At 59.8% G+C, this 20,822-nt stretch carries 15 protein-coding genes; 7 read left to right on the top strand and 8 right to left on the bottom strand.

Going from position 1 to position 20,822, the window contains the following annotated elements:
• Positions 1 to 72: 72 nt before the first annotated feature.
• The 3 genes from ACILSO_RS29485 (at position 73) to ACILSO_RS29495 (ending at position 3,530) form a co-directional block, all read left to right on the top strand.
• Entirely contained in the window at positions 73 to 1,062 is a 990-nt protein-coding gene (locus ACILSO_RS29485; RefSeq protein ID WP_395741082.1) for a tetratricopeptide repeat protein, read from the top strand.
• A gap of 206 nt (positions 1,063 to 1,268) precedes the next feature.
• Positions 1,269 to 1,646, top strand: coding sequence for a BlaI/MecI/CopY family transcriptional regulator (locus ACILSO_RS29490; RefSeq protein WP_395741083.1), 378 nt, complete (start codon positions 1,269 to 1,271; stop codon positions 1,644 to 1,646).
• Positions 1,647 to 1,658: 12 nt separating this feature from the next.
• Complete coding sequence (locus ACILSO_RS29495) at positions 1,659 to 3,530, top strand: M56 family metallopeptidase (protein ID WP_395741084.1); 1,872 nt, start codon at positions 1,659 to 1,661, stop codon at positions 3,528 to 3,530.
• Between the two features lie 13 nt (positions 3,531 to 3,543).
• On the opposite strand, the gene surE is transcribed toward ACILSO_RS29495, so the two are convergent.
• The 3 genes from surE to ACILSO_RS29510 all read right to left on the bottom strand — a co-directional run bounded on the left by surE (position 3,544) and on the right by ACILSO_RS29510 (position 6,379).
• Entirely contained in the window at positions 3,544 to 4,233 is a 690-nt protein-coding gene (gene surE, locus ACILSO_RS29500; RefSeq protein ID WP_395741085.1) for a 5'/3'-nucleotidase SurE, read from the bottom strand.
• Positions 4,234 to 4,237: 4 nt separating this feature from the next.
• A complete protein-coding gene (locus tag ACILSO_RS29505; RefSeq protein ID WP_395741086.1) occupies positions 4,238 to 5,221 on the bottom strand; it encodes an MDR family NADPH-dependent oxidoreductase in 984 nt (327 codons plus the stop codon).
• Between the two features lie 183 nt (positions 5,222 to 5,404).
• A complete protein-coding gene (locus ACILSO_RS29510) occupies positions 5,405 to 6,379 on the bottom strand; it encodes a DUF72 domain-containing protein (RefSeq protein WP_395741087.1) in 975 nt (324 codons plus the stop codon).
• Positions 6,380 to 6,520: 141 nt separating this feature from the next.
• Between ACILSO_RS29510 and ACILSO_RS29515 the strand changes: the two genes are divergently transcribed.
• Positions 6,521 to 7,273 carry a nitroreductase family protein gene (locus ACILSO_RS29515; RefSeq protein ID WP_395741088.1) on the top strand — a complete coding sequence of 251 codons (753 nt, stop codon included), beginning with the start codon at positions 6,521 to 6,523 and terminating at the stop codon, positions 7,271 to 7,273.
• Positions 7,274 to 7,327: 54 nt separating this feature from the next.
• Here the strand turns inward: ACILSO_RS29515 and ACILSO_RS29520 are convergent, their stop codons facing one another.
• Positions 7,328 to 8,131, bottom strand: coding sequence for a hypothetical protein (locus ACILSO_RS29520; RefSeq protein WP_395741089.1), 804 nt, complete (start codon positions 8,129 to 8,131; stop codon positions 7,328 to 7,330).
• Positions 8,132 to 8,147: 16 nt separating this feature from the next.
• Positions 8,148 to 10,667, bottom strand: coding sequence for a right-handed parallel beta-helix repeat-containing protein (locus ACILSO_RS29525; protein WP_395741090.1), 2,520 nt, complete (start codon positions 10,665 to 10,667; stop codon positions 8,148 to 8,150).
• Positions 10,668 to 10,802: 135 nt separating this feature from the next.
• On the opposite strand from ACILSO_RS29525, the gene ACILSO_RS29530 reads away from it, so the two are divergent.
• The 3 genes from ACILSO_RS29530 (at position 10,803) to ACILSO_RS29540 (ending at position 17,272) form a co-directional block, all read left to right on the top strand.
• Positions 10,803 to 12,959 (top strand): M48 family metallopeptidase, encoded by a 2,157-nt coding sequence (locus tag ACILSO_RS29530; protein WP_395741091.1) that lies wholly within the window; start codon positions 10,803 to 10,805, stop codon positions 12,957 to 12,959.
• A 133-nt stretch (positions 12,960 to 13,092) separates the two neighbouring features.
• Positions 13,093 to 15,846, top strand: a complete 2,754-nt coding sequence (gene ileS / locus ACILSO_RS29535; RefSeq protein WP_395741092.1) for an isoleucine--tRNA ligase — start codon at positions 13,093 to 13,095, stop codon at positions 15,844 to 15,846.
• 82 nt (positions 15,847 to 15,928) lie between these two features.
• Positions 15,929 to 17,272, top strand: a complete 1,344-nt coding sequence (locus ACILSO_RS29540; RefSeq protein WP_395741093.1) for a hypothetical protein — start codon at positions 15,929 to 15,931, stop codon at positions 17,270 to 17,272.
• A 104-nt stretch (positions 17,273 to 17,376) separates the two neighbouring features.
• On the opposite strand, the gene ACILSO_RS29545 is transcribed toward ACILSO_RS29540, so the two are convergent.
• The 3 genes from ACILSO_RS29545 to ACILSO_RS29555 all read right to left on the bottom strand — a co-directional run bounded on the left by ACILSO_RS29545 (position 17,377) and on the right by ACILSO_RS29555 (position 20,610).
• Positions 17,377 to 18,593, bottom strand: a protein-coding gene (locus tag ACILSO_RS29545) for an IS3 family transposase (protein ID WP_395737003.1) whose coding sequence is annotated in 2 segments (ribosomal slippage) — positions 17,377 to 18,335 and positions 18,335 to 18,593 — 1,218 coding nt in all. Because the reading frame shifts where the segments join, the coding sequence is not laid out codon by codon here.
• Positions 18,594 to 18,780: 187 nt separating this feature from the next.
• Complete coding sequence (locus tag ACILSO_RS29550; protein ID WP_395741094.1) at positions 18,781 to 19,383, bottom strand: hypothetical protein; 603 nt, start codon at positions 19,381 to 19,383, stop codon at positions 18,781 to 18,783.
• Between the two features lie 12 nt (positions 19,384 to 19,395).
• On the bottom strand, positions 19,396 to 20,610 hold the full coding sequence (locus ACILSO_RS29555) for an alpha-hydroxy acid oxidase (RefSeq protein ID WP_395741095.1): 1,215 nt from the start codon (positions 20,608 to 20,610) through the stop codon (positions 19,396 to 19,398).
• Between the last annotated feature and the right edge of the window lie 212 nt (positions 20,611 to 20,822).

Genomic DNA, 20,822 nt, shown 5'->3' on the forward strand with positions numbered 1-20,822 from the left:
GCGGTGGATTTGGCGGGCGGGGTGCCGAAAACACAAGACATCCCGCGCACTCTGCGTTCCTTGCCGCATTCCATGAAGCCAGCCCTCGTTTTTGCCCCTTTTGCGCTCCTTTTGACGGCCGCCTCCGCCTTGCACTCCGCGGAGCCTCCCAAGTCTGAGGCAGCGCCCGCGCCCGCCCCTGCGCCAGCGCTTACGCCGCCTGCGGAAATGAAGCTGCCGGCCAGTCTTCCGCCGGAACTCAAGAAGAAGGCCGAGGACATCCGCAAGCAGCAGGCCTCGGTGCGCGACTTCATGAAGGAGGGCAAATACGCGGAGGCGGAGGCGGTGCTGCGCTCGCTGATCAATGATTTTAAAACCATGTTTGCCGCAGACAACGCGCTGCTGCCGGAATGCCAGGGCGCGCTGGGCACCTGCCTGCGCGCGCAGGGAAAGGTGCAGGAGGCGGAGCCGGAATTCCGCGCGGCCTGGCTGGGGCACCTGAAGCACGCAGGCGCGGACAACCCGGAAACCCTGCGCATGCACAATGCTCTCGCGGAGAACCTGCATGAGGAACGCAAATACGAGGAGGCGGAAAAAGAAACCCGCGCCGTCGTGAAGGAACTGGAGCGCGTTTACGGCAAGGATCATCCCGCCACGCTCCTGAATCGCGCCAACCTCGCCGCCGTGCTCAGTGATCAGGGCAAGCATGCTGAGGCGGAGACGGAACTGAGGGACCTGATCAAAGCGGAGGAACGGGTGATGGGGCCGAATCAGCAGCCCACCCTCATGGCGCGCGGAAATCTGGCGATCACGCTGCGTGATGAAAAGAAGCTCGCGGAAGCCGAGCAGGAGTTTCGCTCACTGCTGAAGTTCATGGATCAATTTCCCGGCAAGGACCATCCGGACACGCTGAACTTCCGCTACCACTTTGCGCTCTGCCTCGTGCTTGAAAAGAAGTTTGCCGAGGCAAGGACGGAGGCGGAGCAGGCTTTTGCCGCGGCTCTGAACAAGCTGGGCCCGGACGATCCCAGCACCAAGATGCTGCAGCAGCTGAACTCCAACTTGCAGCGCCTGCCGAAGTGAACCGCCAGCGGCAAGGCTGACGCGAGAAGACAGAGGCCGCGAACTTCATGCACGGCGGATCGTCCCCCTCGTGATGCGTGCTTGTCCAGATTGAGATGATGCGATCGAGGAGCGGAACAGTGTTTTCATCCCTCGCGCAAAACATCTGCTAAATATTTAGCACTTTGTGTTTGCGTCCGGCTGCATCTATGTGCTAATAATTTAGCATGTCGGAAAAAGCCAGCCAGTTGAGCCGTCGCGAACGTCAGATCATGGACATCATCTACGCGAAGGGAGAGGCCACCGCCTCCGAAGTCGCGGAAGCCATGGCGGATGCTCCCAGCTACTCCGCCGTGCGCGCGCTGCTGCGCATCCTGGAGGAGAAGGGGGTGCTGAAGCATCGGGAAGACGGCAGGCGCTACATCTTCCTGCCCACCGAGCCTGCGCAGAAGGCCAGCCGCTCCGCGCTCAGGAACCTCGTGAACACCTTCTTTGAAGGCTCGCTCGTCAATGCCGTCGCCGCGCTGGTGGACGGAAAGGAAAAGATTTCACCCGAGGAGATCAAGCGCCTCGAGTCCATCATCAAACAGGCCAAGAACCGCTAACCCAACCAACCCATGAATCCCGTGCTGTTCCAAGTCTTCGACCTGCTGGCCAAGAGCGCCAGCATCATGCTGCTCGCCTATGCCACGCAGAGCGTCTGGCGCAGCGCCTCGGCGGCGCAGCGCAGCGTCGTGTGGCTGACCGCCTTCGGTGCGCTGCTCCTGCTGCCGCTCACGCTGCTGTGGCAGCCCTATTGGTCCATAGCACTGATGCAGCCGGAGATGGCGGCACCGCCGCCCTTGGCGTCGTCCGAAGTGCTGCATTCAACAGCGGAGACCTTTGTACCTGCGGCACAGCCTGCGCCATCGAGTTTTCATCTCTCATTCAGCACCGGGCAGTGGCTGGCCCTCGTATGGCTCGCCGGATGCGCCGTTCTCCTGGCATATCGCGCCATTGGCAGCCTGCAGCTGCGCCGTTTGAAGTCTCAAAGCCAGCCTGTGGAAGATGCACGCGTACTTGGCTTTTCAGCACGCATCGCCGCGGAATCCGGCGTGCGGCGTAGCATTGCGCTGCGCGTCTCCTCTCACGTCAGCGTCCCCCTGACCTGGGGCACCCTCCATCCAGTGCTGCTGCTGCCTGCCGATGCTTTGCAATGGGATGCCGCGAGCCTCGAAGCCGCGCTGCGCCATGAGATGGGCCACATCCGCCACGGCGATGCGCTAACGCGTCTCATCACGACCTTCATCACTGCCTTTTACTGGCCGAATGTGCTCGTCTGGCTCGCGGCCAAATCATGGCGCACCGTCCAGGAGCAGGCGGCGGACGATCTCGTCATCAGCTCCGGAGCAGCGGCAGAAGATTATGCACTGCAACTGCTGGAGGCCGCGCGTGGGGTGCAGGCAGCGGGCGGCTTGCATGCGCCCGTCATGGCCATGGCCCAGCCCTCCACTTTGGAGACTCGTCTTTCCGCCATCATGGACGGCTCTCGCAATCGCAGTTCTTACAGCCTGCGTGGTGCCGTCACCGGCCTGGTGCTGGCTTTTGGAATGCTCGCCCTATGTGCCGCGGCACAGCTGCGCGCAGCCCCGGATGCCACCGCTGAAAACCCGCTGAAGACCAAGGCGAACAAGCTCATCATCGCCAGCATGAATCTGAAAGGAGCCAGCCTGGAGCAGGCCGTCGCCTTTGTGCGTCAGCAGGCCACTGAGCTGGATCCCGAGCACAAAGGCCTGAACATCGTCATCGAAGATCCTGAATTCGAAAAGGATGTGGAGATTACTCTCGATTTGATCACGATTCCCATCAGCGAGGCTCTCTATTACGTTGGAGAGCTCAGCAATCGCAAAGTGCGTTATGAAGCCTCCGCCATCTTCGTCGGTCCGGCGAACGCTCCTGCCAAAATGTTCACCCGTTCCTACAAGCTGCCAGCCGGCGGTGCGGCAAAGATAGGCAATGCGAAGTCCTGGCTCACCAATCAGGGCGTTGCCTTTCCTGATGGGGCCGCCGTGACGATCACACCAGACGGCACGCAGCTTATCATCCGAAACACCGAGGGGGAACTGCAGAACGCCAGCGTGTTCGTCGAAGCCCTCACTGCCGGCAAAGCAGTCGCTCCAGCTTCACCCACCACCCTGGTGCTCGCTGCCAAGCCCTCTCCGCTGGAGGCCAAGGCTGCCGCCATCATCATCCCGCGGGTGCAGTTTCAAGGCGCGACAGCGGCCGAGGCTGTGGAGTTTCTCCGCGCCAAATCGCGCGAGCTCGATCCCGACAAGAAGGGGCTGGGCATCGTGGTGAGAGCCGAGGACATGCCCGCGAGTGCAACCATATCGCTGGATCTGCGCGACGTGCCGCTGAGTGAAGCCCTGAAATATACGGCTGACCTCCTTGGCCTCAGCCTCACGGTGGAGCCCTATGCTTTCATTCTGAAAGCCAGGGGGAGCAAGTGATCGCAGGACGTCATCAGACCTGCAGCAGCGACACCGCCACGCTGCCGCCAAAGCAGGCCTCCACGTCCGAGCCAGCATCGCGCGGACGTGAGGCATACGAGGCGCTGTAGGCGAATCCCTTTTCTTCCTGGCGATAGCTCACCTTCAGCGGCGAGCGAGCGGGCGTGCACCGAATGAGTGGCGGAAGCGTGTCCATGCCGGCTGGCAGGTGGGGAAGATTGATGTTCCAGAAAGAACTGTGTGGCTGCTCCAGCAAATGAGTCTCCCGCAGCAGTTCCGCCACCCACGTGGCCGTGCGCTGCCAGTCCACCGCCAGTTCGCGGATGAGATAATGCGAAAATGCCATCGAGCGAATGCCATGATACGCCGCCTCCCGCGCTGCTGCCACGGTGCCGGAGATGACGATGTCCTGCCCCATGTTGCCGCCGGCGTTCACTCCGGAAAGCACGAGATCGGGTTTGATATCGAGAGCAAACAACGCCAGCCGCACGCAGTCTGCCGGGGTGCCGTGCACGGCATGGCGGTTTTCGGCCAAAGACTGAACCGTGAGGTGCTGGTGCGTCGTCACGCGGTGTCCGCACTGGCTCTGCTCCGTGGCCGGAGCCACGATGCTGCACTGCCACCCCAGGGAAGCCACCGCGCTTTCCAGCGCCTGCAGCCCCGGCGCCCGGATGCCGTCATCATTCGTGAGGAGAACGTGCATAGGTTTATGCGAGGTCGAGGATCACCTTGCCACCGCGCGAGCCTTCCTGCGCGCGCTTGATCGCCCGGTTAAATTCAGCCAGCGGCACAATCTCATCGATGGCTGTGACCAGATCTCCGGACTGGATGAGAACTGTCAGCGGGTTGAGCACTTCGTAGAGCTCCTCCGAACTGGCTTTCTCAAACCACTTCGTGATCCAAAGTCCGTGAAGCTGGAGATTTTTGAAGATGAGAAACTTGTTGGGAACCTTCAGGCTGCGGCGGCTCATGGCCCCATAAGTGACGAGGATGCCCTCAGGGCTGAGCATGTCCATCATGTGAATGGCGCTGTCACCTCCCACGGCATTGGTGGCCAGCCTCACCGGCTCATCGCCCACGAGTTTTTTTGCCTCGGCCACGCCTTCATCCGTGTCCAGCACCACGGCATCGGCGCCCAGGGTTTTCAATTCTTCAAACAGTTCCTCGCGGCGGACGAAGTTCAGCGTCCGCAGGCCGAAGTGCCTGGCCAGCTGGATGAAAGCGCGCCCCACGCCGGAGTTTGCCGCATTCTGCGCCACCCACGCGCCTTTCGGCAGATCGGTGTAGTGCTTCAGCAGCGCCCAGGCCGTGACGGGATTGACGCGCAGCATGCTGGCCTGCACCTGGTCAATCTGAGGCGGCAGTTTGGCAAAGTGATGCTCCGGCCCCGTGAGGTGCTGAGTCCAGCAGCCCGTGCCCACCAGTGGGATGACGACATCTCCTGGCTCCAGCGAAGTCACGGCACTGCCCACCGCCTCCACTTCACCACAGCCTTCATGGCCAGGGATGCATGGTGGGTGCGCCGGACGTCCGTAGGTGCCTTCGATGAAATTCAGATCCGCCGGATTCACCGGTGCATAGCGCATGCGCACCCGCACCTCATGGCCTTCCGGCGGCGGGAGTTCACGTTCTTGAAGCTGCAGAACTTCGGCAGGATTGCCGGTGCGGTCGAATTGGAGAAACTGGGACATGGCGAACGGTATTACGTCAGAAAAAGGGAAGGGGGCTTTTCGATTTCTCCACAGTGACGGCGGAGTGCAGCCGTGGCAAATGGATGCTGATTTTGAGTGCCGGGAGGCATTGAGTTCGAAGAGCCCAAAACGTTCTGTCTGAACTCGAAGCTCACATCAGCGATGTTTCAAAGCATGCCTCGTTCATTTCCGATGCCGGTGTCCATCAGGCCAGCTGGGACGCGGCTCGAAACCAGGCTCCGGCTTTTTCTTTCCGTGTGGCGGAGGTGCATCGCACAAGCCGAGGAGGTGGGCGAGGCTCCGGGCATCGTAAGGGGCACGCACCTTCACATCATTGTCGAAGTAAACAAACACGTCGCGCCCCTTCGCCGCAGGTTTCATCCGCGGAGCATTGAGTCTGGCTTCCGCCGGTGTACGTCCCCGGGCCCAGCTGCGGATTTTGCGGCTCCATTCCTGCAGCGCAGCGGAGGTGTAGCCGCTGACGTACAGCTTCTCGTCCCCATGCAGCCGCAGGTAGGTGAAGTCGGAGGTGATGTCTTCCATGTGCGGCCATTTGCCGGCGGTGTCCGCCACGACGAGAGCCACATTGTATTTGCGCAGCAGCTCCACAAACTCCCTGCATTCAAAGGATGGATGCCGCACCTCCATGGCATGCCGCACCGGTCTGACTGCGTCCGCTGTCATGCGTGCCCGGCCGGTAACCTTGGCATCATGCTGCTTCGCGAGCCTGGAGGCTTCACGAGTGTCATGCGGCAGCAGTTTGAAAAAAGTTTCCACTCGTTCACGCTCAAACGGCAGGCTTGGAGGCAGTTGCCAGAGAATGGGCCCCAGCTTTTCACGCAGGCAAAGCAGGCCGGAGGCGAAGAAATTGGCCAGGGGCGCTTCGACATCCTTCAGACGTCTCAGGTGGGTGATGAAGCGGCCGCCCTTCACTGAAAACACAAAGTTCTCCGGCGTGGCCTCATACCATGATTGATAACTTTCCGGACGCTGGAGCGCGTAGAATGAGCCGTTGATCTCAATGGAGTTCACCTGGCTGGAGGCATACTCCAGCTCAAGCCGCTGCGGCCATTTCTGCGGATAAAACGTTCCGCGCCATGGCGGATATCTCCAGCCGGAGATGCCAATGTGAATCTGGCCTGTGAGGGTGGAGGACATGGGCTTGCTGACGTCGGAAGTTGGACATCGAAAATCGTATGTCCCATGCATTCTGGCTGTGAGGATGCCTCTTCCTCCCATTCAAATGCACGCGAGCGACAAACAGACAGCCGCAGGTTCTGTCGCGGGCGATTACCATGTATGAGCACCCTCCCAGATCCCGCCCAGCACCGCAAGGTGGACCATGCGATCGAGCCTTTGATCTATCGCCGCTGGTCTCCACGTGCCCTCAGCGGGGAAGCCATCACGGACGAGGAAATGCTGACGCTGTTTGAAGCCGCCCGCTGGGCCCCCTCCACCTACAATGAGCAGGAGTGGCATTTCTTGTATGCCCGACGCGACACCCCTCAATGGCCCGCCTTTTTCGGCCTGCTCATGAAGGACAATCAGACCTGGTGCCAGCATGCAGCCATGCTGGTTGTCATTCTGTCGCACAAAGTTTTTTCCAAGAACGGCAAACCCAACCCGGTGCACCTGTTTGACTGCGGCAGCGCCTTTGAAAATCTGGCGCTTCAGGGCACGGCGATGGGGCTGGTAGTTCATGGCATGGCGGGTTTTGACTTCGAACGCGCCCGCAGAGAGCTCCAGGTGCCCGATGACTACGACATCGCCGCCATGTTTGCGGTGGGCCGCCCCGGAGACCCTGAACAACTCCCGGAGAAATTGCGTCAAATGGAAGTCCCCTCGGATCGCAGACCCGTCCAACAAAGCATTCAGGAGGGGCGCCTTTCGGAAACACTGACCCTCAACCCAACAACTGGCGGCTATGAAAATCACCATCATCATTCTGGTAACTCCCGCGGGGCTGCTGCCTGTAAACATCAGCGTGCAGCCCACGAACTCTGTCCATCAGCCCGTGGCGGAGAACGCACTCTGTCCGATAGCAAAGCCTAGCCGGGCACGCCGACGAGTCGCGGCTCCGGGGCTGAACTGACCAAGCGTGCGCTTTTACTGTGGTCCTTGCACCTTGGGTGGCAGCGAGAGTAAAAACTCTGCGAAAGCTTCAGGGCTTTTGGTGTTCTTCATGATCTCTTGTTGATCCAGCCTTATCGGGCCAGAGTTGTAAGATTCCATGTCAATGAGTTTGCCGCTGCGCTCATCGTAGGCAAGCGAGACCAGTTTGTCTCCAGCCAGGAAGACAGGACCCTCCCATCTGGCGATGAGGTCAGCCCTTCTTGTTCCTTCGGCCGTGCTAGGGCGGATCACACGGTATAACGGCAGAAGGTGCCCGCTGGAGATGCTGATAACGTAGATGGGATCGACGATGCCTGCACTTATCACATATGCGGTCACCTTTCCTGAAGGGGATCTCATTGCAGCGGGGGCTGTATCCATGGACAACAACGAGTGCGCTGTGGAGTAAGCTTGAACCGCGAGGCGATGATGGAACGCAAAGGCGTCAACGCCCAGAGCTACGAACGACAGTGCCGGTATGAGGACAGCACGCCGAAACAGCTTCGGTTGAGTGAACGCCAACGGCAGCAATGCCGTGATAGCGAGAATGAGAGGGAGCCAGTCAGGAAAACCAAATTGCCAGAGTGCGAGGGCGGCCGAAATCAGCATGAGACAAGCTCGGAAGAGCTTGGGAGTCAGAAATGCGATGGCCACCAGCGAGGCCATGAAAACGGCCTGGATCACTACAGTATTGGTGTGGAAAAAATCGGACGACCCAAGAACCATCAACAGTAGCAGGCCGCAAGCTGTTGAAACCAGCAGCAGAAAGATGCCTGCGATGATTTTGAGCGCTTTCATGGACAAACCTGCGCAATTACTCCTTCCTTATGCCAATCTGCTCCACAGGGATTGCTTTAAACCCCAGCTTAAACGCCGGTGACTCCGGCTTCAGCCTGAAGTCATCTTTCTGCCAGTCGATGAAAAGAGGATCCGCCACGAGGCTGTGCTTGTCCCATCCGGCATTCTGCCATGCGGCCCACTCATCCAGCGGCTCCGCTTCAGTGATCCGCACGTCATCGATGAAGACCTGCCCCTTCGGCTCGTGGCAATCAACGCGCAGCCAGAAGGCGGTCATCCACGGTTTCCATCCCGCTTCGTTTTCGCGCAGCATGCGGCCGGTGGCTTCGACTTCTTTCCACTCGGGTGTGGCGGTGATGCTGGTGCTGCCCGCCTGCCAGTAGCCTTCGCCGTTTTTGAAGGAAGCAAAGGCGAGGCTGAGCTTCGCGGTGGGTTCAGTGCTTTTCACACGAAGCTTCACGCGATACGCCGCGCCGGGCTTGATCGGCACATCGGGTCCATGGAAGACGCTCTTCGGATTCGGCGGCGTGCCGAGCGCGCAGTCCACGCGCAGCGCGCCCTCGGCCACCACGAGATTCACATCCTTGTTTGGGCGATGGTTAAAGCCCCAGCCCTTCGGCGTTTTGCCAGCCTCGGCCTTATCGAAGTTTTCACTCACCAACGGCTCACCCTTGTCCGGCCCCACCTGATTGATGCCCGTCACAATGGGATGCCCGCCATTCCACGCGAGGTTGTAATCGATGGTGTTGTACTTCGGCGAGGCATTGCGGATGTCGCCGTACTTCACACCGGCAGTGTCGCCAAACATGATGTTGTGCTGGAAGCTGTTGCCGCTCATCATCGTGCCGTCTTCGCGGATGGCGTCCTTCGGGTGCAGGTCCATGTTGCGCATGTTTTTCCACGCGGGCTGGCCGATCACAGACTCGTAGCCTTTGATCATGCTCTCGATGTGGCCGGTGTAGAAGCGCTGGTCTTTCGTCCAGCCATGCAGGTCAAACTGGAATTTTCCGCCGAGCGCGAAGATGTTGTTTTCCACCACGCAGTCACGCGAGTTGTGCATGTGGATGGGCGTGTGCGCCACGCGATAGACGATGTTCCCGATGATGTCCAGACCGCCGCTGTTGTCGTCCGGGTAGAGGCCAAAGGTAAACCATGGGTGCTTCAGCCCGCCGGATTCCTGACCGCAGCCAATAATGTCATGGATCAAATTATACTGCCACTTGCTACCACGGCTGCTGATCCAGTCACGCCCGCCCGTATAAATCGCGCCGCCATCCTGCGTCTCCAGGCAGAGGTGGTGCAGGTGATTGTACTCCACCACCAGATTGTTCCCGCTCATCTGCACGCCCATGCGCGGACCGTCGTGGATGTGATTGTGCGTGGCCGTATTGTCCACGCCATAGATGCTGATGCCGCAGGCGTTCTTGTTAAACACACCCATGTGGTGGATGTGATTGTCCGCCGCCACATGCCCCGGCCCCGTGAGCGTCTTGCGATCTCCACCGCTCAGGCTGATGCCGTTGCTGCCGGTGTAGCTGATTTCGCAATGCGAGATGCGCACGTTTTTGCCCTCGCTCACACCCACGCCGCTGCCATGAAACGCGCCCACCTGCGTGATGACGCACATCTCCACCACACAATCCTCCGCACGCTCAAACGTGATCGCTGAGCCATGGCAACCCATCATCGTGAGGCCGCGAATGACAATGTTTTTCGCCCCGGCCTTCACCTTGAAAAAGCTCTCCAGTACCGGCAGGCGGATTTCGGGCATGTCCTTGTGAAAGGGTTGCCAGAAATACAGCATGCCGCTGCGCTTGTCATAATACCACTCACCGGGCGCATCCAGCTCCTCCAGCGCATTTTGAAAATGGTAGCGATTGTGCGGGTGCAGGTCGTAGCTGCAATCCTTCTTCAGCGTGAGCATTCGCGTCTGCGCATCCAGCGAAGCCACCGGCTCCACAAAATTCCACCAGCCGTATTGCGCGAAGATGTCGATCTCCACATCCTCCGGGTGCGCCCACTTCCGCACATCCTCCGGCTTCACATACAGCGTGCGTTTCCACAAATGCCCCTCCGGCGCGCCCGCAGGCGGAAACTCCGCCACAAAGGCCCAGCCGCCGTAGAGCGGATCTGCCGCATCGAAGTTCGGATACCGCGCCAGGATCTGCCGCTTGCCACCGCTGAGAAGCTGCCGCGGCACAAAGCCCTTCGGCAGCAGCTTCGCCACATCCGCCTTCATGATCTGCCCCTCATGCTTCTCCCAGCCCCTGACCACCGGCGCGCCGATAAGGAAACTTTTTTCTCCCGTGATGGTCAGGTTTGAATCCTGCGCCTCAAGCTGGATCGGCTGCGTCAGCTCCGTCACGCTCGCTGGCAGCACAATCGTCGCCGCAGAGCTGTCGCCCGCCTTGCGCGCCGCCCGCACCTGCTCCAGCGCCTGAGAAACCGAGAGGGCAGGGGACACCCGCACCTCCAGGGCATGGGCGGTGGCAAGCGTGGCGGAAAGCGCGAGAAGCAGGTGGCGAAAGGGTGGCATGGTTGCAGAGCGATACGCCAAGCCGCCCGGAGGGCAAATGCGCGTTGTGCTCATGCCTTGTGCTTTCGCTTGAGACTTCCGCTTAGTTTCATTGACGGTCCCAGCTTCGCCTGATAAGAAAAACGACAAATTCGCATGTCAGACACCGCCCCTGCATCGCCACTGGACCAATTCACAGGACGCATTGAGCCCACGAAGGTGTCGCTGCTTTACCAGCTGGGACTCGGATTCGTCGCGTTCGCCATGGTGCTGCTGCCCGTCGTTTATGTGGCGTTTATCGTGGGAATTGGCTGGCTGGTGCTTTGGCATTTGGAGGCTCACGCGGTCGCGGACCATCATACGCAAGGGCGCGCAGGGGCGGTCGTGGTGGCATTCTATTTCGCACCAGCCGTGGTGGGCGGCATTCTCATTCTGTTTCTGCTCAAGCCTCTGTTCTCACGTCCGGCCAAACGACCGCAGGTCTTCAAGCTGGCAAAGGCAGACGAGCCGCTGCTGTTTGAGTTTGTGGCCAGGATTTGCCAGCACGTCGGCGCTCCGGTGCCCAGGGAGATTCGGCTGGATACCCAGGTCAATGCCTCCGCTGGATTCCGCCGCGGCTGGCTCAGTTTTTTCGGCAGTGATCTGGTGCTTGTCATCGGCCTGCCGCTGGTGGCGGGCATGACCACCCGCCAGCTCGCGGGCGTACTGGCGCATGAGTTTGGACACTTTGCTCAGGGTGCCGGCATGCGTCTGAGCTACATCATCCGCAGCGTGAATCTCTGGTTTGCCCGTGTCGTTTTTGAGCGTGATCACTGGGATGAAAAGCTCGCAGACTGGTCGAGTATTGAGGACATTCCGAACTTCGAAGTTCTGCTGGTGAAGCTCCCCCTCAAGCTAGCGCAGGGCGGTGTCTGGGTGGGGCGCAGGCTGCTCTGGTGCCTGATGCATCTCGGGCACGCCATCAGCTGCTTCATGTCCCGCCAGATGGAATTTGATGCCGACAGTTACGAGGCCAAGCTGGCGGGCAGTGAAGAATTTGCGCGTACCGCCGAGCGCCTGCGCCACCTCGGTCTCGGCCACGCGATCGCCATGCACGACGCCGAAGAGACCTACCAGTCCAAGGCGCTTCCGGAGGATCTGCCCGCACTCGTTTCGTGGAGGGAAAAAAATCTGACGGCGGACAATCGCGGAGAAATCGACAAGCTGTCTGCCGAAAACAAAACCAAGTGGTGGGATACTCATCCAGCAGATGCCGACCGGGTGAAAGCCGCCCTTGCATGGCGTGCCCCCGGCATCTTCCACCACGAAGCCCCCGCAGCGGAACTTTTCACCGATTTCTCCGCCACCTCCCGCGCCGTCACACGCCACTTCTTTGAGCACATCCTGGAGATCTCCCTGGAGAAGGTGAGTCTTCGCAATGCTGAGGGCGTCGAGCAGGAGCGGCAAGTGTCCGACACGTTCAAGCAAAACCTCACGGCCTTCTACGACAAGAATTTCCACCCGCTGCGTATCAAGCCCATCGAGCTGGAAGCCAGCGGGGCATGGCGTGAAGCACGGGCTCAGATGCAGGCGCTCAGCAAGACCTATGGCCACCAGCTTGAGCATCTGGAGCGGCAGCAGAACCGGCAGCTCAATCAAATCATCGGGCGCGATCTCATCGCCGCAGGTTTTGTGGTCTCGGAACCCGGGCAGTTTTTCCTGACTTCCGGCTCGAAGAACGGTGCCGATCTGGCCCTGCAGCAGACTCAGCGGGAGCTGCAAAAGGTCTATGGCATGATGAGCGGCTACGAGGGCGGCGGCGCGCGCAGGCTGTCTGCTGCGCTGGGGTGCTGGCGCTCCCGGCAGGCGGATGAGGCTGCTGTGCAAAACTTTGACCGCCTTCTGGCCGCCCAGCGCCTCCTCGCGGGGATGGTGCCCGGCTTGATGCTGACCTCCTGTACCCTCCATTCCTTGCAGGTGATTTTGGGCAATGCCCAGCACCATTCCAATGGCGCGGAGCTGAAGCGCCAGGCTCTCGCCCTGGTCCAGCGCATCGATACCGCCTACAATGAATGCAAAGCCGCGCTGGGCGAGCTGCCGCATCCCTACCTCCCGGACCACCCGCCTGTCTCTCACTCAATGGTCCTGCCTGACAAACTGGAAAACGAATGGGACGGCGCCGCGCAGCAGATCCACGTCTTCACCGAGGTGATTGTCCCGCTGTTTATCCGCATCATGGGAGACCTCTGCGGCCTCGCCTTGGAGGCGGAAAAGGAGGATTACGTGGGCACAGCCAGCCCCGTCCCGGCAGGTGCCGATGCCGCCGCAGCGTAGGGCCGAGGGGCAGGTCTTTAGCCCTTTGCCTCCCCAACTTGGAACTTTAAACCTCAAACTTGGAACTCCCTCCGCGCTCCCCCCTTGCCACACGCCCCCATCTCGCTAGGCTCCGCGCTCCATTTTCGTAACCATGAGCGCCCCTGACACTGCTGCCAAGAACTACAAAGACACCGTCCTCCTGCCGAAGACCGACTTCCCCATGAAGGCGGACCTCGTCGCGCGGGAGCCGCAACGCTTGGCCAAGTGGGAAGAAGGAAAGCTCTACCAGCGCATCGTGGCCCAGTCCAAAGGCTGCCCCACCTACATCCTGCACGACGGCCCTCCGTTTGCGAATGGAGACGTGCACATGGGCACCGCGCTCAACAAGATCCTCAAGGACCTCATCGTGAAGTCGAAGACCATGGCGGGCTTTCACGCGCCCTTCGTGCCCGGCTGGGACTGCCACGGTCTGCCCATCGAGTTCAAAGTGGTAAAATCCGCCGCTGGCCTCACGCCGGTGGAGGTGCGCCAGCGCTCCGAGGCCGAGGCGCGCAAGTACATCGACATCCAGCGCAACAGCTTCAAGCGCCTCGGCGTCTTCGGCGACTGGGACAATCCCTACCTCACGCTCAATCCCGACTACGAGGCCGGCATCCTGCGCACCTTTGGCAAAGCCGTGGAGCAGAAGCTCGTCTATCGCATGAAGCGCCCCGTGCTCTGGAGCTACGGCGCACAGACCGCGCTCGCTGAAGCCGAAGTGGAGTACAAGGAGAAAACCTCGCCTGCGGTGTATGTGAAATTTGCCCTGGTGAATCCGCCGCCTGGTTGCGATGGCGCATCGCTCGTCATCTGGACCACCACGCCCTGGACGCTCCCGGCCAACCTCGCCATCGCCCTGCATCCCACCTTTGACTACATCAGCGGCAGCTTCGCGCATGAGGACGGTCGCGTGGAAAAACTCGTCATCGCCAAATCTCGCGTGGAAGCCTTTGGCGCAGCCACCGGTTTCAAGCTGAACACAGAGCACGCCAGCGAAGAACTCAAAGGCAGTGCGCTCAATGGCTGCGAAGCGCAGCACCCTTTCCTGCCGCGTACCTCCAAGGTCATCAACACCCTCTTCGTCACCGACGACACCGGTACCGGTGCCGTGCACATCGCCCCCGGCCATGGTGCGGACGACTATCAGGCAGGGCGCGAGCACGGCCTCGAAATCCTTTCCCCCGTAGATGCCGACGGCAAATACACCGCCGAGTGCGGCCTGCCCGAGTTCGTGGGCAAGCACGTCTTCCAGAGCAACGACGGCATCATCGAAATCCTCAACGCCAAAGGCGCAATCCTCGGCAACGAGAAATACGTGCATCAGTACCCGCACTGCTGGCGCTCCAAGACGCCCATCATCTTCCGTGCGGTGGAGCAGTTCTTCATCAAGATCGACGACATCCGCGCCAAGGCGCTGTACGAGATCGACAAAGTGCAGTGGCTGCCCGCCTGGGGCCGCAACCGCATCTACGGCACCGTGGAAAGCCGCCCGGACTGGTGCATCAGCCGCCAGCGTACCTGGGGCGTGCCGCTTCCCGTGTTCTACTCCGCCACTGGCGAGATCATCATGCAGCCCGAGGTCATCGGCAAAGTGGCCGCCATCATCGCGCAGCACGGCAGCAATCTGTGGTTTGAAAAAGACGACGCCTGGTGGGCCGCCGAAGTGGGCCTGCCTGCCGGCACCAAGCGTGGCAACGACACGCTCGACGTCTGGATCGACTCCGGTTGCTCGCATGTCTCCGTGCTCGATCAGCACCCCGAACTCCACGCCCCGGCGGACATGTACATCGAGGCCACCGACCAGCATCGCGGCTGGTTCCAGAGCAGCCTCATGATGAGCGTCATCGCCCGTGGCCACGCGCCGTACAAGGCCGTGATCACGCATGGCTTCGTCGTGGACACCAGCGGCAAAAAGATCAGCAAGAGCGACCAGGACAAGGCGGGCAAAAACGCCAAGCCCATGACCGCCGACCACTACTACAACACCTACGGCGCCGACATGGTCCGCCTCTGGGTGGCCAGTGTGGACTACCAAAACGAAGTCCCGTTCTCCGAAGACCTCTTCAAGCAGAACAGCGAAAACTACCGCCGCATCCGCAACACCCTCCGCGTGCTGCTTGGCAATCTCTCTGGTGAAGCACCCGCTTCAGGCACCACGCCCGCCTACACCCTCGTGGACCGCTGGATCCTCGAGCGCCTCCACTCGATCACCAAAGAATGCGTGGACGCGTATGCGCACTACGACTTCCGCAAAGTCTTCAGCGTGATCAACAGCTTCATCACCGGCGACCTCAGCGCCCTTTACATCGACATCACCAAGGACCGCATGTACTGCGATGCCGCCAGCAGCCCCCGCCGCATCGCCACACAGGCCGCCATCCGCGAGATCACCGAGACCCTCTGCCGCCTCCTCGCGCCGATGCTCGCCTACACCGCCGACGAAGCCTGGGAACACCTCGGCCACACCGACAGCGTCCATCTGCAGTCCTTCCCGCAGCCCAATCCCGCCTTCCCCGGCAGCGATGCCACCCTCGCGGTGAATGAGCTGCTCAAAGTCCGTGGCGTCATCCAGCAGGCCATCGAAAAAGCCCGCCAGGAAAAGAAGATCGGCTCCAATCTCGAAGCCACCGTCGCGCTCACGCTTCCCGCCGAAGGCTTCGATCATCCCGTCTTCAACGACACCGCCACCCTCCACGAATTCCTCATCCTCAGCGAACTCAAGATCACCCGCGGCGGCGACCTCAGCGCCATCGTCCAGGAATCCACCCACTGCAAATGCGGCCGCTGCTGGAAGTATCTGCCGGATGTGGGAGCCAACTCCGAGCACCCGACGCTGTGCGGCAGGTGCGTGGAGGCGGTGGGGTGATGGGCAAACGAAAGAATAAATGTACAACAGGACCTACAGACCTTTCTCCCAGACATCAGATAATGGGAGATGGTGTCTGGGAGTGACTTTTCAACGTGCCGAGATAGAGCAGTTGGGGAGAAAGTTTCCAGTGGAGGTGCCATGGTTTAGCCTCAAGGACTTGGTCACCGAACAAGTCGTCTGGACTCGTCAGGGCAATTGGCGGATCGATGACGCGCATGAATTTTTTGTTGCTGATGACGGTTGGTCAATCATTCGATTTCATGGGACTCATACCTATTCGCGCTTGCTGGCTATTTCCCCTGAGGGGAGGGATGCCTTGACGGTTGGTGTGGGCGGTTTCGTCAGACCTTATGTTACAGAACCTCCCATCCAAGGAGGCAAATGGGAACTCTGGATTGACGATCATGTGCGACATACCACGGCGGGCGATATGTGGACCCAAAATGCTCGGTTCCGTTATTTTTCTTGGTCAGGGAAGGCCTACTTTGTTTGTCGCACCGAATGGGCGCGCTACCTCGTGATCGACCTGCATGAAGAGGTCGTTGTAGATGAGTCAGGTGAAGAGGCGCTTTTTGAAGCAATCAAAGCTGAAGATGAAAAATGGGCTCTGCAAATCGTCCAAGAGACAAGGAATTACCAAGGTGAGTTGCAAGCGGCCCTGTCCGCGCGAAGAGACGACGAGACTTGTGAAGTTTCTCGCCATCTGGCCGAGCTTTGGAGAAATGTGTTTACGGCTCTTCTCATTGTGCGGCAGTATAAGATTGCCGCCACAGGCAAGTTTTTAGCAGAGCTGCAATCGCTTTCCTGTTTTGAGTTTGGCAGGTTCATTAAGGTCACTCCCCGAGAAAAGTTTGGTTCCGCCTTCATTGACCTGTTTCGCAGATGTCTTCATTTGGCCATGCTGAGAGTCGGAGTCCGGCCCAAAGGATACGCGCTCATGATATTCAACGAAGTGGGTGACTGGCCGATGTCAGAGCCCCATTTGCTTCATTTGCCTGAATGTGTGGAAAATCGCGAAGCGTTGCTTGCCGCTTTGACGCCAGGCATGACGCCGGATGAAGTGGCGTTTGAAATTGGGGCGCCTGAATACATTCGTGACAACTGGCATGATGAAGTGACGTGCCCACGGAGTGATGATTTTGATTTCGAATGCTGGGATTATGACGGCCTCGATCAAGACCAAGGGGCATTTTCTTGGGCGCTCCTTTGGAGAAAGCCGAAGAAGGCTCTTGCTGATCAAGGAGGCAATCATTCGGCAAGCGATAGTATTGTCGAGCATGCTGAAATTAATAGCGGTGAAAAAGAGTGCCCGCACTGTGATGGAAAAGAGGCTCCGGCTGAACTTGTTTCCATCAATAGGTTTGTTTGGGACGAAGCTTATTGGATGCTGCGGGAAGAGGATGTTCCGATCAGCGTGGCTTGAGAAAGGTTGAGGGCGGTTGGTTAACTCCAGAATAGCTTCCAATAAAAAATGCCCGAATTAGGTTCTGAGGCCTATTGATCTGCCCCCGGAGCTTGAGCCAGTTTCTATGAGAGTCTGACGGTGGCTAACGGCTTGGTTTGGGTGTTGTCTTTGTTCTTGGTTGTTGCGGGAACTGCGTTGCCTTTCGGTTGACGCAGCGTAGCGGAGTCGGCCGAAAGGCAACGCAGCGCGAACTCCGCCGGGGGCTCATACCCCAGAGCTGAATGCAGCCGCTGTTCATTGTAGCTGCGCCGATATTCTTTGCCCAGCACTTTTGCTTCTGCCAATGTGGCAAAGACCTCGCGGTTGAGCAGTTCATCTCTGAGGCGGCTGTTGAAGCTCTCGCTGTAAGCGTTCTGCCATGGGCTGCCCGGCTCGATGTAGAGCGTCTGGAAGCCCTGCTGCGCTATCCACTCCCTCACGGCTTTGGCGATGAACTCCGGACCGTTGTCGCTGCGGATGAACTGCGGCGCACGGCCGCGCTGGGCGATGGCGGCTTCCAGCACCCGCACCACATCTCTGGCATCCATCCGCCGCTCCACTTCCAACGCCACGCTCTCTCGCGTGAACTCGTCGCAGATCGGCAGCCATTTGAGCCTTTTGCCATCCACGGTCTGGTCAAACACGAAGTCATAACTCCACACTTCGTTGATGCGCGTGGCGCTGCGTCGTTGCGTGCTGTTGCCGCCGTGGCCCAGCCTGCGGCGCTTGTGCTGGCGTTGCGGCACTCGCAGCCCCTCCTGCCTCCAGAGGCGGGCCACGCGCTTACCGTTGACCTTCATGCCCTGCCTGCGCAGGTGTGCTGCGGCCATGCGATAACCACGTCGCGGATGCGCCGTGGCATAGCGGCGCAGCTCCGCCACGAGCTTCGCATCCCTCGCCGGGCGCGTGCATGCGTAACGCTGGGTCGAACGTGGCTGGCCAATGACCTGGCAGGCCCGGCGCTGCGACACCTGGAGCTTGCGCTCCAGGTGCGCGACTGCCTCGCGTTTGCGCGCCGGGCTCACCACTTTCCCTCCACCAGTTCCTTGAGCATCGCGTTGTCCAGCGCCTGGTCGGCCACAAGCTTCTTGAGCCTGCTGTTCTCCTGCTCAAGTTCCTTGAGCCGTTTGACGGTGCTTCGATCAGCGCCTCCATACTGCTCCTTCCACCGGTGGTAGGTCGGCACGCTCACTCCAATCTGCCGCGCCGCCTCCTCGGCGGTCTTGCCTCCGGCGATAAGCCCTGCGGCATCGCGCAGCTTCTTGATGATTTCCTCTGCTGTGTGTCTCTTGCGTTTCATGTCGTCTGATGATGCGCTTCGCGCACCTCAGACTCTCATAACACATGGCTCAGCTTTTGGGGAGCAGGTCACTATCCGATAGGCTTTCTCTTCTGTCGTTTCACCTTCTGCCTCCCCAGCCGCCGCTACTTTGGCCTGATGTGACAAATAGCAGTTCGGCCACCCAATCTCTGCGACATTCGGGACTTCAGTGAAACTCGATCCACGCGGGGATGATAAGAATGAGCAATAAAAGGATGATTACCAAGATGCCCCACGACTCCATCCTGCTTTTGATCTCGGGGGTCTGTCGTAGAGTGGTCTGATAGGACTCAGAGAAGATGAAACGTGTCTGCTTTTGAAATAGAAAGCGCAGGATGAAGGCGTGAATCGTGATTCCAACCAGAGATTGGGGGAGGGAGAGAGCATTGGTAATGAGCCAAACCGCAGACAGAATCATCGTCAGCAGGCCAGCTAGTTTCATCAGGCGTATCAAGCCCAGGCCTGCCACGAAGTACATTCCGATCGTGACCCAATCGTACCAAGGAATGACCTCCAGGCCCGGCTCCAGTCCAAACTCCCGCCATTGGATCCGCTGGATCATCCAAGAAAAAAAGAGAGACAAAATGCCCAGCATCAAAAGGACCCACCCCAAGGCCTTCAAGTGCGATTCTGTCCTCAAATGATCATATCGTACGCGGCTGGCATCCGCGTCCGTCACGAGCACTTTCGCTGTGGGTGCTGCATAGGGATTCAAATCCTCCATGGCGCACATGTTGCCGTCACGGTGTGCTTTGCGCCAGCGTTTCATTTTAGAGGCTTATTACCTCACCAAAAACTCCCCCGTAATCTGCTTAACCGACGCAGCACCCGCTTGTCGCATATCAATCTGCAATTCCTTCCGCAGCAGCGTCAGCATGGTTTCCACCCCAGTCTGCCCGAACGCAGCAAGCGCCCAGAGATACGGGCGGCCGATGCAGACGGCGCTGGCGCCCATGGCGAGGGCTTTGAAGAAATCGGTGCCGCGCCGGAAGCCGCCATCCACGAGCACGGGCACCTTGCCATTCACGGCGGCGATGACGTCGGGGAGGCAGTCGATGCTGGCGCGTTTGCTGTCCTCGCTGCGGCCGCCGTGATTGGAGACGATGATGCCGTCCACACCATGTTGCAGTGCGAGTGCGGCATCTTCTTTGGTGACGATGCCTTTGATGAGCAGCTTCATGGATGTGAGCTCTTTGAGGCGCGGGAGAACGTCCCAGGTCATGTTCAGCGGCAGCTGGGTGGTGACCTTGGAGAGATCAAGTCCGGCAAACATGGGCCTGCGGCTGGCCACGGCGTTGTAGGTGAAGCCGCCGATGTGGCAGTCCGTGCACTTCACGGGTGCGGAGCGGCGCACTTTGAAAAGCGTGTCTCGCAGCGCGCCGTTTTGCGAATCGACCGTGAGCACCATCACCGGGCAGCCAGCGTTTTCGGCGCGCTTCACCACGGCGCGGGTCACGTTCCAATCATCCGTGGGATAAAGCTGAAACCACGCCGGGCGCTCCATGACCTTGTTCACACCCTCGATGCTGGTGGAAGAGTGCGTGGAGACGATGAAGTTGTGCTTCTGCGCCGATGCCGCGCGTGCCGTGACAAGCTCCGCCTCCGGATGAAATGCACGCTGGCTGCCCACCGGCGCGAGCATGATGGGTGTCTCCCACACTTCGCCGAAGAGTTTCACGGACGTGTCCACCTTCGACACATCCACGAGCCTTCGCGTGTGCAGCTGGTAGCGGCCAAAGGCATCGCGATTGGCCTTCAGCGTGGAGTCATCAGTCACACCCGTGGCGATGTAGGCGTAGTGCCATGGCGGCAGGTTCTTGCGCGCCACGGCTTCAAATTCGAGCACGTTGACCGCCTGATCCGCCGCGGTGATGAGTTCCTCTTCGGCAGGAGAGCTCGCACCCAAAAGACTGCCGAGGCCGATGCCGCCCGCGAGAGCCGGACTGCTCGCAAGCATCTGCAAAAAGCGACGACGGCCGTGCTCGTGTGTGACCATAAGGAAGGAGAGAGTGGCTGCCAGTCGTCTGGTCGAGAGGGGCTGTCAATCACATCCCGTGAGACATGGCACAGGGGATCACACGCTACAGAGGACATGCTTGCCGTCTGCGGAGCCTTCAGGTAAAAGAAGGCGAGTCATGCAATCACGCGCTGCTGTCATTTCATTGGTCCTTGGCTGGACTGCCCTCGTCCAACTCCACGCCGCTGACA

The organism is Prosthecobacter sp. (assembly GCF_044226605.1).
GTDB lineage: Bacteria > Verrucomicrobiota > Verrucomicrobiia > Verrucomicrobiales > Verrucomicrobiaceae > Prosthecobacter.